This is a genomic window from Streptomyces mutomycini, from assembly GCF_001700505.1.
GTDB lineage: Bacteria > Actinomycetota > Actinomycetes > Streptomycetales > Streptomycetaceae > Streptomyces > Streptomyces mutomycini.
Genome location: NZ_MAPV01000116.1, coordinates 26,665 through 44,966, shown reverse-complemented (window position 1 = coordinate 44,966; position 18,302 = coordinate 26,665). Strand labels below are relative to the sequence as shown.

Genomic DNA, 18,302 nt, shown 5'->3' with positions numbered 1-18,302 from the left:
GCGGACACATGACCACGGTGGTCTTCACTCACGGCACAGGTGTGCGCGAACCACATCTCGGCACGCTGCTCGCGCGGATCGTCTCAGGTCTCGCGACAACCGCTCCCGGGACTCGTGTCATCGCGTACGACTGGGGCGGGAGGTACGGGGCGAAGCTCGCCGCGGACGGCGCCAGTATCCCGGCGGCCCCCGGCGCGGGAACCGGTCGGAGCACCGGGGGTCCTGACGACAGCGACGAGGCGGAGGAGTGGGCCCGGCTGTACGAGGACCCCTCGGCCGAGCTCGCCACCGCCGCCGCCGGAGCGGGCCCGCGCGTCACGGCGCCCGGTGCGGCCTTCCCGGACGAACGTCCGAGGGCTCTCCTTCGGGGGATCGCCGGAGACACCGAACTCGGGGCGGGCGCGCTCGGCCCCGGACTTCCCCTTGCGGCAGCAGAGTTGGCGCGCAACCCTCTCCTAGGTCCCGCCGCCGAGGCCCTCGACCCGGAGGCCCTGGCATGGGTACTGGCCCGGGCGCTGACCGCTGTCGTCGTGGCCGCCGAACTCGCGGCCGACAGCCCCGTGCAGAGTGGCGGCGACGTGAGGGACGCGACTGTCGCGGTGCTTGCCGAGCGTCTGGGCGCCCCGCCGGCGGGCACCGGCCGCGGACCTCTGCTGCGGTTGGCGGGGAGGCCGATCGTGCGCCTCGGCTCCCGCTACGCCGTGCGCCGCCGCCGCGCGCTGACCGACGCCGCGCACCCGGCCGCCGGCGACATCCTCAAGTACCTCGCCCGAGGTGAGGACATGCGCCAGGGCCTGCGGGATCTGGTGGCGACAGCGGAGCCGCCCGTGGTCCTGCTCGGACACAGCCTCGGCGGCATCGTCGCGCTCGACACCCTCATATCCGGGCCCCTGCCGGGAGTCGAACTCCTGATAACGGTCGGCTCGCAGGGCCCCTTCCTGTACGAGACGGGCGCGCTGCCCTCGCTCGCCCATCCCGCTCCGCTGCCCGGTCACGTACCACCGTGGCTGAATCTGTACGATCGCCGCGACCTGCTGGGGTACGCCGCCGAGCCGCTCTTCCCCGGCCGGGCACACGATGTCGCCACCGACAGCCGGCAGCCCTTCCCCGTGGCGCACAGCGCCTACTGGACCGATCCGGCTGTCTACCGCGCGATCGGGGAGCGGCTGCCGTGAACCGCAGGCCCGTGCCGCCGGACCGTATCTTCGCCCTGGTCGTCGGCATCGAGCGGTACGCCGCCGGATCCGGCTGGGACCTTCCGGGGCCAGCCCGGGACGCCCTGCGCTTCCGCGACTGGCTGCTGGCCCGCGGGGTGCCCGACGGCCACATCCAGCTCCACCTCGCACCGCTGCCCGGGACGGCCCCCGGCATCCCGTTCCGCCCGGCGGACCACGACTCCCTGAGGCGCGCCTTCGTCCAGGAACTCCCGGACCGCCGGGACGAGGCGCTGTGGGTGTGGTGGGGCGGCCACGGGGTGCTGGACGAGGACGAGAACACGCGGCTCTACACCGCCGACGCCACGCAGACTGACCGGCGCAACATACACGTCGAGTCCGCACTCGCCCGGCTCAGAAGTGACGTGGCCCCGGGCCTCGGAGTGCAGATGTGGATGGTCGACGCGTGTCGCACCTTCGACGAGATGCACCACTTCCCCCAGTCGCTGCCCACCGAGCGTTTTCCCACCGGGGCGCGCGTCGCCGCACACGAGCAGACGCTGATGTTCGCCGCGGGCCGCGGGCAGCGGGCGGGCAACGACCCGGAACGCCGCCTCGGGTTGTTCTCGGACATCGTCCTGCGCGAACTGCCGGACGATCCGCTGCCGGAACCCCTGCCGTTGTTCGGCGCGGTCAAGGCGAGGATGAACGCTCTTCGGCAAGCGGGCCTCACCACCCAGGGGCCCGGCCTCCGTTTCGAAGCGCCCAGCCTCCGTCTCGAAGCGCCAGGACACCGCGAGCTCATCGGTTGGGGCAAGGAGGCGCGTCCCCGGCCGTCAGTACCTCCGACCGCCCGGGTCGTCTCGGCCCTGATGGCGTATCCGCTGATGAGTGACCGTGACGAACGGCAGGCCCTGGTCAGCGAGCTGCCCGCCGCCGTCGTCGCACGGATGCCGAGGCACCCCATGCCGCGGACCGATGTGATCGGGATCTTCCGCGCCCTCAGAACTCAGCCGGACGGTCTGTGGAAGCTGTACGCCGCAGTGACACTGATCGATGACGATCCCGCCCGTGCCTCCGAACTGAAGGCAGCGATACAGGACTTCCTCGCAGACCTGGGCCCGATACGTGATCTGCTGGCGTGATCACACGGGTTTCGGTAAGGGGTCTCAGTCGTCATGATGGAGTAAACGGTGGCATCCTGTGCCACCGCTCGCGAAGGGGGAGCGCGCCTTGTACCAGCCGGTGCCCGCTGACGGCACACCCGATCACCTCGAGTCCGACCTCATGGACCTGGCATCCGTAGGCGTCGCCGACCTGAGACGCCTGCCCGCTCCGGACGGGTCGGCACGTCTGCTTGCCGAACTCCGGCGTGCGCGCACCAACGCGATGGGGGGCGGTGAACCGGGGCGGGCCGAGTAGTGGGGCCGAAACGGGCCGCCGCTATGAATCCGTCCACGACAGGGAGCAACGTGTACGCGCCGATCCGTATGCCCGGCCCGCTGTTCGACGAGATCGCCGCAGGCGGCGGCTCGGCGGAGGCCGTCGCGTTCCTGGTCCGGGGCGAACGTACGCGCCGCATCCTGCTGCTGCGCGAGCTCCTCGACCTCCTCGACGCGACGCCCGGCATCCTCGGTCCTCTGGACGCGACGGCTGTCTGGCCCACGCTGGAGTCTGCCGCCGCCCGAGCTCCCGAGGCGGTCGACGAACTGCTGCTGACCCCCCAGGTCGGCAGCTGGCTCGCCCACATACTCCGCCGGCTGCACGGAACGGCCTCCGGGCCGCCGCTGTGGGCCGATGCCGGACAGCTCGCCGCCGTGGCCGCGGCGGCAGCCGTCCACGCGGGAACGGATGCCGAACTCCTCCTGCCCTCCAGGAACGCGGCCGTGAGTCTGCCCGCACTGGGGATGGTCAGACTGCCCGGCCCCGAAGACGGCACATTCCACGCGGTACGGGCGTCGGTGTCCGGCGGAACCCTCACCATCCGCACGGTGCAAGGGCCGGACATCGTCGTACGCCCGCTCGACGAGCCGGAATCGGAGCACTGGCTGCCGGTGCACCGGCTGGACACCGGACCCGGGTCGCGTGCCGTCCGGCTCGACGACCTGGACCCCTACCGTGACCTGGACGAACCGATAGCCCCCGCCCGCCTCGCGCCCGACGAACTGCGCGCCTGGCACGGGCTGTTCCAGGATGCCGTGGCCATTCTGCGCCGGGGCGGCACGGAACCCGGCGGGCTGCGGCCCGAGGAGATCAGCCGCATCGTGCCCTGGCAGGCCAAGGACGGCGACGCGGTGCTCCCGGTGCCGGCCGAAGGGCTCAGCGCCTCCACCGGTGACGCCTTCGCCTCCATGGTGATCGCCCGGCCGCGGGACGGCCTCGCCCTCGCGGAAACCCTTGTCCACGAGTTCCAGCACAGCAAACTCGGCGCGCTGCTCCACCTGTTCCCGCTCATCGAGGACGACCGGTCGGAGCGTCACTACGCGCCCTGGCGCGCCGACCCCCGTCACCTGCCCGGTCTCCTCCACGGCGCGTACGCGTTCGTCGGTGTCACCGGCTTCTGGCGGGAGCGGACCAGGGACACCGGGGCGGACCCGGCCGGCCGGGCGTCGTTCCTCTTCGCGATGCGCCGGCTCCAGACCCGCATGGTGCTGCGCACCCTGGCGACCCACGCGCGGCTCACGGAACCGGGCCTGCGGCTCGTCGCCCGGCTGTGCGAGACCGTCGACGGCTGGCTGAGAGAGCCCCTGGCACCCGCGACCGTGGCCAGGGCGCGGGCGTCGGCGGTCAGCCACCGGGTGGAGTGGCGGCTGCGCAACCTGCGGTGCGCCGAGGGTGACAGGGACGGCCTGGTCAACGCACTGCGCTCCGGCACCGCCCCCGTACCGTGCGGTGAGCCGCTGGTCGCGCCGGACCGGGGCCGCGGTCACTGGCAGGACGACCGTGCGCGCCTCTACGGGCTGAGGGAGTTCGAGGCGGGCAGGTCACCGACGGCCGATGAGCTGCTGGTCGCGGGGGACGCCGAGGCGGCACGCGCGGCGTACACCGAACAGCTGAGCGGCACCGGCCCGTTGGACCCGCACGCGCTGGCCGGCTGGCTGCTGGCGCACGCGGCCCTGTATCCGCGCGACCGGCGGCTGCTCGCCAGGCCCGAGCGGTTCGCGGCGCTGCTGGAGGAGTCCCCGCCCGACCGCTGGACACAGACCGCCCGCTGGCTGGCCGGTGGCCCCGTCGCCCGCTGACGCCTGGTTCGTGGACTCCCGCCGGCGCGGGCAGGGGGTTACCGGGTCTCATCCGCGTGCGCGGAGATACGCCTCCAGCTCCGCGGCCCCGGTCAGCATCGCCCGCCCGCGGGCGGCCAGCCGGCCGTGCCAGTCGCACAGGGCGGCCTCCAGCGGCTCCAGCCCGCCTGCCGCCCTCACCTGGGCGATCAGCGGGGCGATCTGCTCCAGCAGGTAGCCGCCCCGCCTGAGCTGGTGGGCCAGCCGCGCATCCTGTACCGCGGCCCCGTCGTAGACGCGGTACCCGGTCCGCGGGTCGCGGCGCGGGTGGACCAGCCCGGCGCGCTCCCATTTGCGCAGCGTCGCGGGCCGGATCCCGAGCTTCCGTGCGAGCGGCCCGATGAACAAGCTGCCGGGCCCGGACGCCGCGGCCTGCCCGGACTCCGCACGAGGCCCGGACCCGACGGCCTGCCAGGATGCCGGACCGGGCCCGGGCGCCGAACCGCGCTCCAGGTCGCGGAGGGCGCTCTCGACGGCCTGGAGGGTCCGCCGGTCGTCGAGGAGCTGGGCGTGGCTCTCGTCGATCAGGCGGAATGCCTCCTCGGCCGCGCCCCTGTTCACGGCCCGCATGATCGACGTCGCCGTCCGGTGGCCGTGGCCGGGCACCAGGGCGAGGAACGCGCCCAGGGCCCCCGCGTGCAGCGAGGTGTAGGTGCGGTAGCCGTGGGGTGTGCGACCGGCGGCCGGAAGGATGCCGGCCTCCTCGTAGTTCCTGACCGCCTGTGTGGACAGACCGTGCCCGCGCGCCAGATCAACCGGCCTCAGCCGTTCACCGCTTTGAAGGTTTCGCACCATGGGGCCGACGATATCGCGGCAAAGTTTCAACCGAAGGTTCAGCGATACCGTCGAAGGCATGGCTACCGACATCAAGGACATCACCCATGCCGTCGAGGCTGCCTCCGTCCTGAGGCTGCTCCCGGTCCGGCCCCGGCTGCTCGCCCTGGGCGAGCCCACCCACGGCGAGGAGACCCTGCTCGACCTGCGCAACGAGCTCTTCCGGCAGCTCGTCGAGCAGGAGGGCTACCGGACGATCGCGATCGAGAGCGACTGCGTGATGGGCCTGGTGGTGGACGACTACGTCACCGGGGGCACGGGCACTCTCGACGAGGTCATGGAGCACGGGATCAGCCACGGCTGGGGCGGCTTCGCCGCCAACCGCGAACTCGTGCGCTGGATGCGCGCCCACAACGAAGGCCGGCCCGCGTCCGAGCGGCTCCGGTTCGCCGGTTTCGACGGCCCGCTGGAGATCACCGGCGCCGCGAGCCCCCGGCAGGCCCTCACCGCACTCCACGCATACCTCGCGGGCCAGGTGGACGCGGACCTGCTCCCGTGCACCGGGGAGACGCTCGACCGCCTGCTCGGCACCGACGACCGGTGGACCGACCCCGCCGCGATGACGGACCCGGCCCGTTCCGTGGGCCGGTCGGCCGAGGCCGGCCGGCTACGGCTGCTCGCCGACGACCTGGTGGCGCTGCTCGACGCGCAGACGCCGCACCTGGTCACGGCGACCTCGCAGGACGCCCTGTACCTGGCGAACCTGTACGGGCGCACCGCGACCGGCCTGCTGCGCTACCACCACTGGATGGCCGACACCTCGCCGGCCCGCCTGAACCGGCTGGTCGCGGTGCGGGACCAGATGATGGCTCACAACCTCCTGGCCGTCGCCGCGCGGGGCCCGGCACTCGTCCACGCCCACAACTCCCACCTCCAGCGGGAGAGGAGCACGATGCGGATGGGCGGCATGCCGCTGGAGTGGTGGAGCGCCGGTGCGCTGGTGAGCGCCCGGCTCGGCCAGGAGTACGCCTTCGTGGCCACGGCCCTCGGCACGATCAGCCACCAGGGAGTGGACGCGCCGCCGCCGGACACCCTCGAAGGGCTCCTCTGCACGCTCCCGGAGAACCACTGCGTCATCGACGCCCCGCGGCTGGCCACAGCGCTCGGGGACACGCTGCCCGAGCCCCGTGTTTCCCCCTGGTTCGGCTACGCCCCGCTCGACCCGGCGCACCTCGCGGCAAGCGACGCCCTCGTATTCGTCAAGGACGTCCCGCAGCGCCTGTGACACCGGGGGATCGATCACCCGGACCGGTGCCGGTGGGGCCACCGGCACCGGTTGAGGTCCCGGACGCACCGTCCGCGCGGCCGTCCTGGCGACGCAACCGTGCTGCCACAGGCCGCACCACTCAGTCGAGACAGAACTCGTTGCCCTCGACGTCCTGCATCACCAGGCACGACTCGTAGTCATCATCGGCAGCCAGCAGTTGCACGCGTACCGCGCCGAGCGCGACCAGCCGTGTGCACTCGGCCTCGAGTGCGGCGAGGCGCTCCTCACCCACGAGCCCCGTGCCGACCCGCACGTCGAGATGCAGCCGGTTCTTGACGACCTTGCCTTCGGGAACGCGCTGGAAGAACAAGCGCGGGCCGGCACCTGACGGATCGATGCAGGCCGCCGACCCCTGATGGTCGGGCGACAGCGTGCGATCGAAATCGTCCCACGTGGCGAACCCCTTCGGCGGCGGCGGTACGACGTACCCGAGCACCTCGCACCAGAAGCGTGCGACGCGCTCGGGTTCCGCGCAGTCGAAGGTGATCTGGACCTGCTTGATCGTGGACATCGGGCCATCGTAGAGGCGGGTCCGATGCCGGGGCCATCCTCGCGTACGCGCTGATGGCCCCGACCACCTCCGGCCCGGACGGACCGGACGGACCGGACGGATCAGCTCGACGAGACGTTGAACCCGTTGGTCGTGAAGTTCAGCCCGCCCGACGACGAGGTGATCTCGTAGCCGAACTGGACGTCGCCGATGGTCTCGTTGCCCCACCAGCCCTTGGTGTCCTTGATCCACTTCAGGATGGGCAGGATATTCACCGTGCCGGCGGTGGAGTCGGACGTCCGCAGGAACGAGAAGACCTCGTTGGCGCCGTTGTCGCCCTTGTAGACGGCCCAGGTGTGCCCGCCGAGTGTGACGGTGCCCTGGGAGGTGCCGAGGGGGCCGACGGCGCCGTTGTGGTTCACCCAGAGCATGACCTCGTAGTCGTAGTCCGTGTCCCAGATGTCGTACGACGTGTTGTACGCGCCGGACGACGGGACCGTCACGTTGTAGCCGCTGGTCAGCGACGAGAGTGACGTGATCGGCTTGTTGACGATCTTCTTGGCGTTCGGGTACGACTTGATGCCGCCGGTGTTCGGGTGGTTGGCCGTCACGCCCCAGTTGCCCGACGAGTTGGCCCAGATGCTCTGGGTGCCCGCTCCGGAGCCCCAGATGTTGTTGTAGAGGATGTAGCCGTCGGACGTGGTGTAGTTGCCCCACTGCTCCGACGAGGTCCAGATCGCGGCGTGGGCCGGAGCCGCGGCGAAGCCGATCAGTGCGGCGACCGCTGCCGTCGGGGCCAGCAGCAGCCTGGTCAGGGTGGATCGTGCCATGGGGTGTTCCTTCCATGTGGGGATGGAGGAGTGCTACCGCGGCCCCAGGGTGAGGACGCGGTCCACGCCGGCCGTCAGCTCCAGCGGAGCCGTGGGATGTCCGGCGGAGGTTTCGGTGAGGACGAGCCCCTCGCCCGTACGCAGGTCGACCCGGGCGTCCCGGGTGGGACGCAGCACGGCCGTGGCACCGTCCCCCGACCACCGCAGGTCCAGGTGTGCGCCGAACCGGGTTCGTACCCCCCGGAGTTCGCCGGCCGGGTACGCCGCGGGGACGGCGGGCAGCAGCACCAGGCGGCCGGGCGTCGACTGGACGAGTGACTCGATCACGGCTGCGGGCAGGGTGTGTGCCGCGTCCGCGTTGTAGACGTTCCGGGACGGATAGTGCGCGCTCATCAGCGAGTCGTGGAAGAAGTCGCCGCCCAGCACCGAGCCCAGAGCCGCCGACACCCGGGACGGGTCCCGCAGCCGGGCGGCGATCAGGGCCTGGTGCAGATGACCGTGGGCGGAGTCGTTCTCCGAGCCGCGCAGTTCGAGGGCGCGGTGCGCAGCCGTGGCCAGCTCCGGGGTGTCGTACGGATTGATCGCGTCCAGCGGCCACACCGGGTAGAGGTGGCTCAGGTGGCGGTGGTCGTAGGTCTCCCGCAGGCCCGGCCACGCCCATTCGGCGAGCGCGCCGTCCTCGTTCACCAGGTAGTCCGGGAGCCGGGCCGCGAGTGACTGCCAGAGGCCGGCCGACGGGTGCCCGGGAGCGTGCTCGGCGGCCGTCGTCAGGGCGTGGCGGGCCGCGGCGATGTCCATCGTGGCGTTCACCGTGCCCCAGCTCGCGTTGGCCGGCCGGTTCTCGGGGGAGTACGACGGCACGACCGCCAGATTTCCGTCCGGGTCCTCGTGGCTGAGGAAGTCCTCGTAGAACAGCGCCGCTTGGATGAGGGCGCCGGTCAGCGCGGCGTCCGGAGTCCCCGCCGTGACCTCGGCGTGCTCCAGGAGCGGCTGCAGCAGCCAGTCCGCCCCGGCCGTCCACAGATGCAGCGGATAGGCGCGCTGGAAGTGCCGGGTGTGCCCCGAAGTGCCGTCCGTGTGGGACGGCGCGACGATGCCCCTAGCCCCGAAGAGCGCGCGGGCGTTGTCCTGCCAGTCCGCCAACTGCCCTTGGACCAGGGCCGCATGGGCCTCGGTGACCTCGGGGAGGGCGGCTGCCGCGGCTGAGGCGATCTGGAGGTTGAGGTTGGCGTTCGTGGTGAAGGCTCCGGACCACGCCGTGTCCCAGTCGCCGGTCCACAGACCGGTGAGCCGGGGCGGCAGCAGTCCCGAGGAGGAGAGCAGGTGGTAGCGGCCCGCCGCGAAGAGCCGCTCCAGGAGCGCGGGTGACCCGGGGGCACGCAGCAGCTCGCTGCCGGGCAGCTCCCGCTCCGGTGCGGCGTCCCGCAGGGTGAAGGAGGTGCGCCCGTACGCCGTACGGTGCAGAGGCCGGTGGCGGTCCAGCAGCGTGGCGTAGTCCTCTTCCGGCAGAGCGGCCCACAGCTCCCCGAGGTCCGGGCGGCCGGCCCCGCGGACGACCCGGGTCGTCAGGGTGAGGCTCCGCGCCCCCTCGATCCGGATGCCCTCGCCGGCGACCGAGACCGTGCCGCCGTCCACCCGCGCCGCCGTGACGCCCGTGTACCCGAGTGCGCTGCCCGGATAGCCCACCCGCAGGGCCAGGTGTGCGCCCTGCGGGGTCAGGACGGTGGAGCGGCCGACCGCCAGGTGTGCGGGGGCGCCGGGCAGGGTGTGGTCCAGGATGATCTCGGCGGTCAGCCCGAGGTCGGTGACGTGCTGCACGATCACGTCGTCGGCCCGTGAGACGAAGACACTGCTGCGCCATGCCTCGTACGACGCGGTCACCTCACCCGTGGTGAAGTCGACCTCGCGCCGGTATCCGGCGACCGCGTCGTGCAGCCCCCGGGTGCGGCGCACGCGCGAGCGGAACGCCGGGTGGAAGGGCTGGACCCACACCAGCGGACGCCCCGCGCCGAAGCCCTCGGCCGCCTTCGTGTCGCCGGCCAGGAGAGCGTCCTGGAGGCGGCCCAGCCCGTCGGCGAGCTCCGGCGGCCGCAGGTCCTCGCTGCCGTTCGGCCGGACCAGGGTGTGGTGGTTGACGATCACCCGGTCGTCCGCCGGATCGCCGTACACCATCGCCCCGTGGCGGCCGTTGCCGCTGAGGAACGCGTCCTCCCAGCGGATGGCGGGGCAGGGCTCCCATGTTCCGTCGATCATGCGGAGGCGTCTCTCAGGACGGCCACGCCGTAGCGCTCCAGCTCCACGGAGCCGTCGGTCACCGCACCCGTGAGCAGGTCGGCGTACCTGCCGGGCAGCTTCACCCCGGCCGGGGACCTGCCGTGGTTCAGCAGGAAGAGCAGGCCGCCCCGCCGGACCGCCTCGACCCCGGCGGGCAGCCCCTCCAGGACGGGGCGCACGCCCGCCCCGGCCGCCGCCCGGCCGAGCAGGCCTCGCAGCGCCTCGGGCTCGGGCAGCGTCGAGACGTACCACGCGGTGCCCTTGCGGAGCACCGCCGGAAGCCCGTCCAGCTCGCCGCCCCGATACACGGCCACCGTCTCCGCGCTGCGGTCCGGTTCCAGCTCCTCCGACCACAGGGTGCCGCGGAAACCGTCGCACTCCACGGTCGCGTCCGCGTCCAGGGGCCACCACTCGTGCACCGTGCGGATACCGAACAGCTCACGCAGCCGGCCGTCCATGCCGCCCGGCCTGATCCGGTCGTCCACGTCCGCGACACCGGTGAAGAACCCGCACACGAGCGTCCCGCCGCCCCGCACATACGCGACGAGGTTGTCGACCGCCGCGTCGGCGAGGAGCTGGAGCTGGGGCACGAGCACCATGCGGTACGCGCTCAGGTCGGCCTCGGGGCGGGCGAACTCCGTGCCGATTCCGCTCTCCCACAGTCCTCGGTGCCAGGCCTGGATCAGCTCGGTGTAAGAGACGAGGGAGGACGGCCGGCCGGCCTGGGTGCTTGACCACCACGCGTCCCAGTCGTGCAGCACGGCGACCTCGGCCGGTACCTCCGTGCCGCTCACCTCGGCTCCGATCAGGGCGAGTTCGGCGCCGATGCGCTTGACCTCGCGGAAGGTGCGGCCGTGCTCGCCGGCGTGGCTCAGCATCCCGGAGTGGAACTTCTCCGCCCCCTGCCGGGACTGCCGCCACTGGAAGTAGCAGAGGGCGTCCGCGCCCCTGGCCACCGACTGCAGCGACCAGAGCCGGTTGAGGCCTTCCGGCTTGGGGTGGTTGACCCCGCGCCAGTTGACCGGCCCGGCGGCCTGCTCCATCAGCATCCACGGCCCGCGCGCCTGCGAGCGGGTCATGTCGGCGAGCATCGCGTTGTACTGGCCGCCGGCGGGGTCCGTCGGGTCCGGGTAGACGTCGACGGAGACGATGTCCTCCTCCTCCGCCCAGGCCCAGGCGTCCTGCCCCGACCACAGCGGCATGAAGTTGGTCGTCACCGGGATGTGCGGGGTGTGCCGGGCGACGATGTCCCGCTCGGCGACGTAACACTCCATCAGCGCGTCGGAGGTGAACCGCTTGAAGTCCAGCTCCTGCGCGGGATTGCGCATGTACTGCGCCCGGCGCGGCGGCAGGATCTCCCCCCAGCCGTCATAGCGCTGACTCCAGAACGCCGTGCCCCAGGCGTCGTTGAGCGCGTCCAGGGTGGTGTACCGCGAGGCCAGCCAGCGCCGGAAGTGGGCGGCGGTCTCGTCGCACCAGCAGTGCGTGCAGTACTCGTTGTTGATGTGCCACACGGTGAGCGCCGGATGGTCCGCGTACCGCGCGGCGAGGTCCTCGGTGAGGGCCGCGGCGTAGCGCCGGTACACCGGAGAGCTCGGACAGAAGTGCTGCCGGGAGCCGTAGTTGACGATGGTGCCGTCCTCGGTGCGCGGCAGTGTCTCCGGGTGCAGGGCGCCCATCCACGGGGGCGGCGACGACGTCGGTGTGGCGAGGACGACCCCGATCCCGCTGGCGGCCATGAGGTCCAGCAGCCGGTCCAGCCAGCCGAACTCCCGTTGTCCCGGGCGTGGTTCGATCGCTGCCCAGGAGAAGACCCCGACGGTGACGGAGTTGACCCCGGCCTCCTTCATCAGCCGGACGTCGTCGGCCCACACCTCCTCGGGCCACTGCTCGGGGTTGTAGTCGCCTCCGAAGAGGACGCGGCCACGGGTGGCGTCGTGCAGGGACGGCATGGACTTCTCGTTCCTCTACTGGGGGTCGGCGTACTGGATGCCGCGGCCGTTGGTGCCCAGATAGACACGGCCGTGGACGCGGGGGTCGCCGGTGATGACCTCACCGGTCCACCCCCACCGGTGGGCGTCGTCGTTGATGCGGACCCAGGTCGCGCCCGCGTCGTCCGAACGGAGCACGGCCACGCCGTCGTACGTCGCGGAGACCCGCCCGGTCTGGAAGACCGCCGGGTAGCCGGCCCGTCCCTTCGACGGGGCGGCCTTCCCGAAGCCGAGGGCGTGCGAGGCCTGGCAGCCGGCCACCGGCGTGAACGTGCGGCCGCCGTCCGTCGAGCGCAGCAGCCCGTCGTCCTTGGCGGAGAGCCACAGATCCCCGGAGCGCCCCGGAGCCGCCGCGATGCGGAACTGCACGTCCCCGGAGGGGAGTCGGGTGGCCCCTTCGGTGAAGGTCAGGCCCTTGTCCGTGGACAGGAAGACCGCGCCCGCGTCCGTGTCGTACACGTAGAAGCGCTTCGGGTCGAGCGGGTCGGCGACCGGCGTGCCGCCCTTCGGGAACGAGGGGACCTCGGCCCAGGTGGAGCCGCCGTCCGTGGAGCGGTGCGCCGCGTACTTCGTGCCGTCCCAGTGGACGAACGACCACAGCAGCGTCGCCCCGTCGGCGGAGACCGCCACCGGGCCCGGAGCCGAGGGGGCGATCGCCGGCTGGGAGGCGAAGGGCTGCCAACTCGCCCCGCCGTCCCGGGAGTACGCACCGGCCGAGTCGGAGCCCGACGGCCATCCGGTCCGCACGACGTACGACGGTTCCAGGGTGGCCAGGGCGAGTCCGGTCGCCGTGCCGAACACCGGATCCGACGCCATGCCGCGCGACGGGGAGACGGTCAGGGAGTCGTGGCGCATGACGCCGATGTCCCCGAGACCGCTGAGCAGCCGTGCGCCCGAGGGGGGCGCGATCAGCTGCCGCACCGCCGACTCCTCCAGACCCCGGATCTCCGGGGCCCAGTGCACCAGGTCACGCGTCCCGAAGACCGTCGCGCCGGTGCCGTACACGATGTGCCGCGAGTCGTACGGGTCCACGGCGACGGCCTGGATCCACCAGCCGAACTTGGGCTCCGCGTCCCACTTCAGATACGGGGTCTCCGACACGTCCAGCACCGCGGAGTCCTTGAGCGAGGTCCAGCTCGCTCCGCCGTCCGTGGAGCGGAACAGGGTGTCCACCGGGCCCCAGCGGTTGTTCGTGGACACGACTACAGTGCCAGGGCGCCTGGCGTCGACGGCGACCCCGCCGTAACCGAACGCGTCGCCGTCGCCCGGCGCCACCGGGGTCACGTCGCTCCAGGTCCCGGTCACCGTGTCGAGCCGGTGCACCGAGCCGTCAGCCTGGTTGTTCGGGCCCGGCCCGTCGGCGTAACTCACGTACAGCGCACGGCTGCCCGCGTCGTACGCCGCTCGGACCGGCACCCTCGTCGCCGCACCGGCGGAAGGCTGCCCGGGGACGGCCTCCCAGCCGCCGGAGGCGTCAGTGCGGTAGAGGGCCGTGCCACCGTCGCCCCAGCCCGCGTACACCGTGCGGCCGGCCGCCACCAGCAGGGTGACGCCCTGGCCGGTCGCCGATGCCGTGGCCGGGAAGGAGGTGTCGGCGGCCCAGGTGGCACCGCGGTCCGTGGAGCGCAGCAGCCCGTCGTGGCGCGTGCCGAGCCAGAGCCTCTCGCTGTCGCGCGGGTCGACCAGGAGCCGCTCGCCGCAGCCCCGGCCGTCCTCGTTCGCCCCGAGACGCACGGTGAGATCCGTACGCGCCCAGGTCGCGCCGCGGTCCTCGGACCGGAGCACCGCGCCGGGGGACGCCCATGCCTGTGCGTACGTCCCGAGTGCGAGGTAGAGGCGGTCCGGGTTCGCCGGGTCGAGGGCCATCGCCTCGACGCCCAGCAGATTCCAGTCGTCCCAGCCGATGTGGTCGGTGAGCGCCGTCCACCGGGACCGTCGGTCGTCCCACCGGTAGGCGCCGCCGATGTCCGTACGGGCGTAGGCGAGACCGCGGACCGCCGGATGGAACAGGACGCCCGTCACGAAGCCCGTCCCGCCGATCGCGGCGGTGCGCCAGCGGTGCGGCTGCGATGTCGCCGGCCGCCGTGCGGCGGCGGCCGTCCCGGCCGCCGGCAGCACGGACGCCGAGGCCGCGACCACGGCCGCACCGGCCAGGACGGTCCGGCGCCGCGGGTGCACGGCGGGTTCTGGCTGTGGGACGGACGAAGCACGCATGACGAGGACCCTCCGGTGGGGGAGTGACGGGTGGATGCGGGGCAGGGACGGGTGACGCGGGCCAGAGGGCTCAGCCCTTGACGGCGCCGGTGAGCATGCCTTCCTTGAAGTGCTTCTGGACGAACGGGGACAGGAACGCGACCGGGATCAGCGCCAGCACCATGACCGCCATCTGGATGGCGAGCAGCGACAGATGGCCGGTGTTGATGACCTGCGTCAGACCGGTGGGCCGCTCCTGCTTGAGGACCAGCTGGTTCATCACGTTCTGCAGCGGCATCATGTCCGGGTCGCTGATGTAGATGGACGCGTTGAACCACGCGCTCCAGTAGCCCACCGCGTAGAACAGCGTGATCACCGCGATGACCGCGCGGGACAGCGGCATGACGATCTGCCACAGGATGCGGAAGTCGCCTGCACCGTCGATGCGGGCACTCTCGATGAGCTCCTGCGCCGTGCTCATGAAGAAGGCCCGCAGGACCAGGATGTTGAACACATTCAGCGCGCTCGGCAGGATCAGCGCCAGGTAGGAGTCGGTCAGGCCGAGCCCCTGCACCACCAGGTAGGTGGGGATGAGTCCGGCGCCGAAGAACATCGTGGCCAGCATGAAGAGCAGCAACGGGCGGTGCAGCACGGAACCGGTCCGTGAGAGACCGTAGGCGCACAGGACCGAGACGGCCATGCTGAAGAGCGTCCCGACCACGGTCACACAGATGCTGACCAGTGCCGCCCGGGTGACCTGGCCGCCGCCCAGGAGCTCCTGGTAGGCGATGAACGTGATGCCACGGGGAATCACCACCAGCCCGCCCGCTTCGGTGATGGTCTTCACCGAGGACAGGCTGGTGACGATCACGACCCAGAGGGGGAAGAGAACGGCCAGGCATATCAGGACCAGGACCACGCCCTTGGAGGCGAGGCCGCCCCTGGACGGTTCCTCCTCCCACACCGGACGAAGGCGGCCACGGGTTCCCGGCTTCACACCGGCCAAGCCGGTCAGGCCGGAGAGCAGGCTGCTCACTTCTTGTACACCCCCTGCTCACCCATGAGATGGGCGACCTTGTTGGCCCCGAGGACCAGCAGCAGACCGAAGATTCCCTTGATGATTCCGACGGCCGCCGCGTAGCTGAATCCGCCGTTGGTGATACCGACGTTCCAGACGTAGGTGTCCAGTACCTCCGACGCGCCCGGTCCGACCGCCGTGCGCTGGAGCAGGATCTGCTCGAAGCCGACCGTCAGCGCGTTGCCCACCTGGAGGACGAGCAGCAGGGCCACGACGGGGCGCAGGGCGGGCAAGGTGATGTGCCACATCCGGCGCCAGCGGTTCGCGCCGTCCATGGCGCTCGCCTCGTAGAGCTCCGGGCTGACCGCCGCCAGGGCGGCGAGGAAGACGATGACGCCCCAGCCGGCGTCCTTCCAGATCATCTCGAAGGTGATCAGGAACTTGAACAGCCCGGGGTCGGTCATCAGGTCGAAGCCCTCGTGACCGTTCTCCCGCAGCGTCTGCGCGACGATGCCGGCGCCGCCGAACATCTGCTGGAACACGGTGACGACCAGGACCCAGGAGAAGAAGTGCGGCAGATAGAGGATCGCCTGCGCCACCGCCCGGACCCGGGGCCGCACGAAGCTGTTGATGAACAGCGCGAGCAGGATCGGCACCGGGAAGAACAGCGTCAGCTGCAGGAGGAAGATCGCCAGCGTGTTCCGCAGCGCCGACCAGAACAGCCGGTCGTTCACCATCTGCTGGAACCACTCGAAGCCGACCCACGGGCTCTGTGCGATCGCCTGGAAGGCGTTGTCCGCGATGTACGGGTCGTAGTCCTGGAAGGCGACGATGTTGCCCGCCAGGGGGATGTACGCGAAGACCAGCAGCAGGACCATCGCCGGCAGGGTCATCAGGATCAGCGTGCGGTCCCGGCGCAGCCGGTGCCGCAGCGGCATCTCCTTGGCGACCGGCACACCGCCGGCCGCCCGTGTCTTGACCGGCGGCGTCCGTGAATCCCGCGCGCGCCGGTCCTCTGTGCTCAGCGACATGTCAGGAGGCCGACTCACCGGTCTCGTCGAGCAGCTTCTTGTACCAGTCCCGAAGCTTGTCGCCGCCCTTGGTCTTCCAGTCGGAGACCTGCTGCTGCATGTCGCTGACCTTCTTGCGGCCGCGCACGATGTCCTTCTCCAGGTCCTCGAACTGCGCGTTGAGCTCGGTGAAGCGGGTCGGCTCCTGGATCTGCATCCCGTGGAAGAGGGGCTTCCTGAGGTGGGCGCCCTGGCGCTGCTGCCACTCGACGACACCCTTGGCGACGTCCGGGAAGTCGGGGTAGGCGCGGAAGGGGGCCGGGGACGCCACGTACTCGTAGGTGGCGAAGACCTGGTTGTTTCCCTGCTCCGTCTTGGTGAGGACGCCGTCCTTGAGGGTGTGGTGGGTCCCCTCCAGGCCGTACGCCTTCAGACGCTGCTCCTTGGTGCCGTAGGGAGCGGCGGTGTAGTTGGCGAGGGCGAGGACGTCCTCGATCGTCTTCTTGTCCGCGTTCTTGTTGACGAAGCACCAGATGTTGGAGGGCGAGGCCTCGTAGATGACCGGGTCACCGCCGTCGGCGGCGAAGAAGTCCATCGCCCCCATCCGGAACTCCGGCTTGTCCAGGCGCTGGACAGCGGTCGCGGCGTACCAGTCGGAGATGTCCGCGTTGTACATGAGGACGTTCCCGGAGGAGAAGGTGGTCCGCATGTCACCCGTCTCGGCCTTGGCGTCCGGGTGCACGAAGCCTGCCGAGTACAGCGAGCGGGACCACGCCAGCGCCTCGAGGTACTCGTCGGTCTCGTACCGGTTGACGAGCTTGCCGTCGACGAGCTTCCAGTAGTACGGCTTCTCCGGCAGCACTCCGAAGAAGACGAACGCGGACCACGTCATGTCGCTGCACGCCCACACCTTGCTCTTCGGGGCGTTGACCTCCTTGCAGAGGTCGAAGAACTCCTGCGTGGTGGTCGGGACCTCGTACCCCTTCTCCTCGAAGATGTCCGCGCGGTAGAAGGGTGTGATGTTCGGTGTGGCCTCAGCGGGCATGGGAAGGCCGCGCAGCTTGCCGGCGAAGATCGCCCGCTGCCAGGCACCCGTGGGGATGGCCGCGAGGTTCGGGTAGTCCTTGACCTTGTCGCCCGAGAGGTAGGGGCCTAGGTCGGCGAACTTGTTGGCGATGGCGCTCGGTATCTTGCCGCCCAGTTCCCAGCCGGGGACGACGACCGCGTCGGGGATGTCGCTGGAGGCGAGCACCGCGCCGAGCTTCTGGCCGTAGACGTTGCCGTCCTGGTTCTGCCACTTGACCGCGACGCCGGCGGCCTCGTCCATCGCCTTCCAGTACGGGTTGCCCTCACCCGGGGATGTGCCCCACAGCGGTGCCATGATCCTCAGCTCGCTGCCCTTGCCGAGCTTCTTGGGCACCGACACCGCGAGCTGGTCGGCCGGGAGCGCGGTGGTGAAGCCGACCGCGGAGCCGTTCTTGCTCGGGATGTCCGGGGTGACCGCCTTGGAAGGCACGTAGGCCGGAAGGATGTCCTTCAGCTTCTTGCCCGTGGTCGTGCCCTCGTTCTTCGAGCCACCGGAACCGCCGCCACAGGCGGCGAGGAGCGGCATCCCGCCGCCCACGGCTGCCGCGACAACCACGGAGGAGGCGAGGAATCGTCTCCGGCTGGGAGCGGAGGGGGAGTTCGGCGTCATTGCGTCAACCCTTCGTGGTGCAACAGGACGGCCCGCGGCGGCTGCTGCCGCTCGGCCCTGTGTCTGAGGTAGGGGCGTTACCGGCCGAGCCGGTCGGGACTGCACCGGCTGAGCTGAAGCGGTCAACGGGCTGCCTCGTCGAAGCGCTTCGATGTTGCAGCGAGGTTAAGTGAAGGGTCCCGGCCACACAAGAGTTCGTTTCGATATTCCTCCGACCTGTTTCCGAACCGTTTCCCGGTCCGATGCCGCACCGATGTGTCCGTA

14 protein-coding genes are annotated in these 18,302 nt (G+C 71.3%); 5 read left to right on the top strand and 9 right to left on the bottom strand.

Annotated features, from left to right (window positions below; all coding sequences use genetic code 11):
- Positions 1-8 precede the first annotated feature (8 nt).
- The 4 genes from BFF76_RS17835 (at position 9) to BFF76_RS17820 (ending at position 4,396) form a co-directional block, all read left to right on the top strand.
- Positions 9-1,175 carry an alpha/beta hydrolase family protein gene (locus BFF76_RS17835; protein WP_065848598.1) on the top strand — a complete coding sequence of 389 codons (1,167 nt, stop codon included), beginning with the start codon at positions 9-11 and terminating at the stop codon, positions 1,173-1,175.
- A complete protein-coding gene (locus tag BFF76_RS17830) occupies positions 1,172-2,299 on the top strand; it encodes an effector-associated domain 2-containing protein (protein WP_065848597.1) in 1,128 nt (375 codons plus the stop codon). The genes BFF76_RS17835 and BFF76_RS17830 overlap by 4 nt, the downstream gene beginning before the upstream one ends.
- A gap of 88 nt (positions 2,300-2,387) precedes the next feature.
- Positions 2,388-2,576 carry a hypothetical protein gene (locus BFF76_RS17825; protein WP_051834674.1) on the top strand — a complete coding sequence of 63 codons (189 nt, stop codon included), beginning with the start codon at positions 2,388-2,390 and terminating at the stop codon, positions 2,574-2,576.
- A gap of 50 nt (positions 2,577-2,626) precedes the next feature.
- Entirely contained in the window at positions 2,627-4,396 is a 1,770-nt protein-coding gene (locus BFF76_RS17820; RefSeq protein WP_065848596.1) for an HEXXH motif domain-containing protein, read from the top strand.
- A gap of 48 nt (positions 4,397-4,444) precedes the next feature.
- On the opposite strand, the gene BFF76_RS17815 is transcribed toward BFF76_RS17820, so the two are convergent.
- Positions 4,445-5,230: a TioE family transcriptional regulator gene (locus BFF76_RS17815; RefSeq protein WP_053930846.1), complete on the bottom strand. Its 786-nt coding sequence runs from the start codon at positions 5,228-5,230 to the stop codon at positions 4,445-4,447.
- Between the two features lie 58 nt (positions 5,231-5,288).
- Here BFF76_RS17815 and BFF76_RS17810 point away from each other — a divergent pair, with 58 nt between their 5' ends.
- Complete coding sequence (locus BFF76_RS17810) at positions 5,289-6,494, top strand: erythromycin esterase family protein (RefSeq protein ID WP_065848595.1); 1,206 nt, start codon at positions 5,289-5,291, stop codon at positions 6,492-6,494.
- Between the two features lie 121 nt (positions 6,495-6,615).
- Here BFF76_RS17810 and BFF76_RS17805 read toward each other — a convergent pair whose 3' ends face one another.
- From BFF76_RS17805 to BFF76_RS17770, 8 genes are all read right to left on the bottom strand, one after another.
- Positions 6,616-7,047 (bottom strand): VOC family protein, encoded by a 432-nt coding sequence (locus BFF76_RS17805; RefSeq protein ID WP_031096246.1) that lies wholly within the window; start codon positions 7,045-7,047, stop codon positions 6,616-6,618.
- Positions 7,048-7,148: 101 nt separating this feature from the next.
- Positions 7,149-7,856 carry a GH12 family glycosyl hydrolase domain-containing protein gene (locus BFF76_RS17800; RefSeq protein WP_031096249.1) on the bottom strand — a complete coding sequence of 236 codons (708 nt, stop codon included), beginning with the start codon at positions 7,854-7,856 and terminating at the stop codon, positions 7,149-7,151.
- Positions 7,857-7,889: 33 nt separating this feature from the next.
- Positions 7,890-10,109, bottom strand: a complete 2,220-nt coding sequence (locus tag BFF76_RS17795; protein WP_065848594.1) for a glycosyl hydrolase family 95 catalytic domain-containing protein — start codon at positions 10,107-10,109, stop codon at positions 7,890-7,892.
- Complete coding sequence (locus BFF76_RS17790) at positions 10,106-12,082, bottom strand: beta-galactosidase (protein ID WP_065848593.1); 1,977 nt, start codon at positions 12,080-12,082, stop codon at positions 10,106-10,108. Before BFF76_RS17790 ends, BFF76_RS17795 begins: the two co-directional genes overlap by 4 nt.
- A gap of 15 nt (positions 12,083-12,097) precedes the next feature.
- Complete coding sequence (locus BFF76_RS17785) at positions 12,098-14,335, bottom strand: sialidase family protein (protein ID WP_065848592.1); 2,238 nt, start codon at positions 14,333-14,335, stop codon at positions 12,098-12,100.
- Between the two features lie 70 nt (positions 14,336-14,405).
- Positions 14,406-15,341, bottom strand: a complete 936-nt coding sequence (locus tag BFF76_RS17780; RefSeq protein WP_051834678.1) for a carbohydrate ABC transporter permease — start codon at positions 15,339-15,341, stop codon at positions 14,406-14,408.
- A gap of 5 nt (positions 15,342-15,346) precedes the next feature.
- Positions 15,347-16,363, bottom strand: a complete 1,017-nt coding sequence (locus tag BFF76_RS17775) for an ABC transporter permease (RefSeq protein ID WP_053930850.1) — start codon at positions 16,361-16,363, stop codon at positions 15,347-15,349.
- A 1-nt stretch (position 16,364) separates the two neighbouring features.
- Positions 16,365-18,038, bottom strand: coding sequence for an extracellular solute-binding protein (locus tag BFF76_RS17770; protein WP_065848591.1), 1,674 nt, complete (start codon positions 18,036-18,038; stop codon positions 16,365-16,367).
- Positions 18,039-18,302 lie beyond the last annotated feature (264 nt).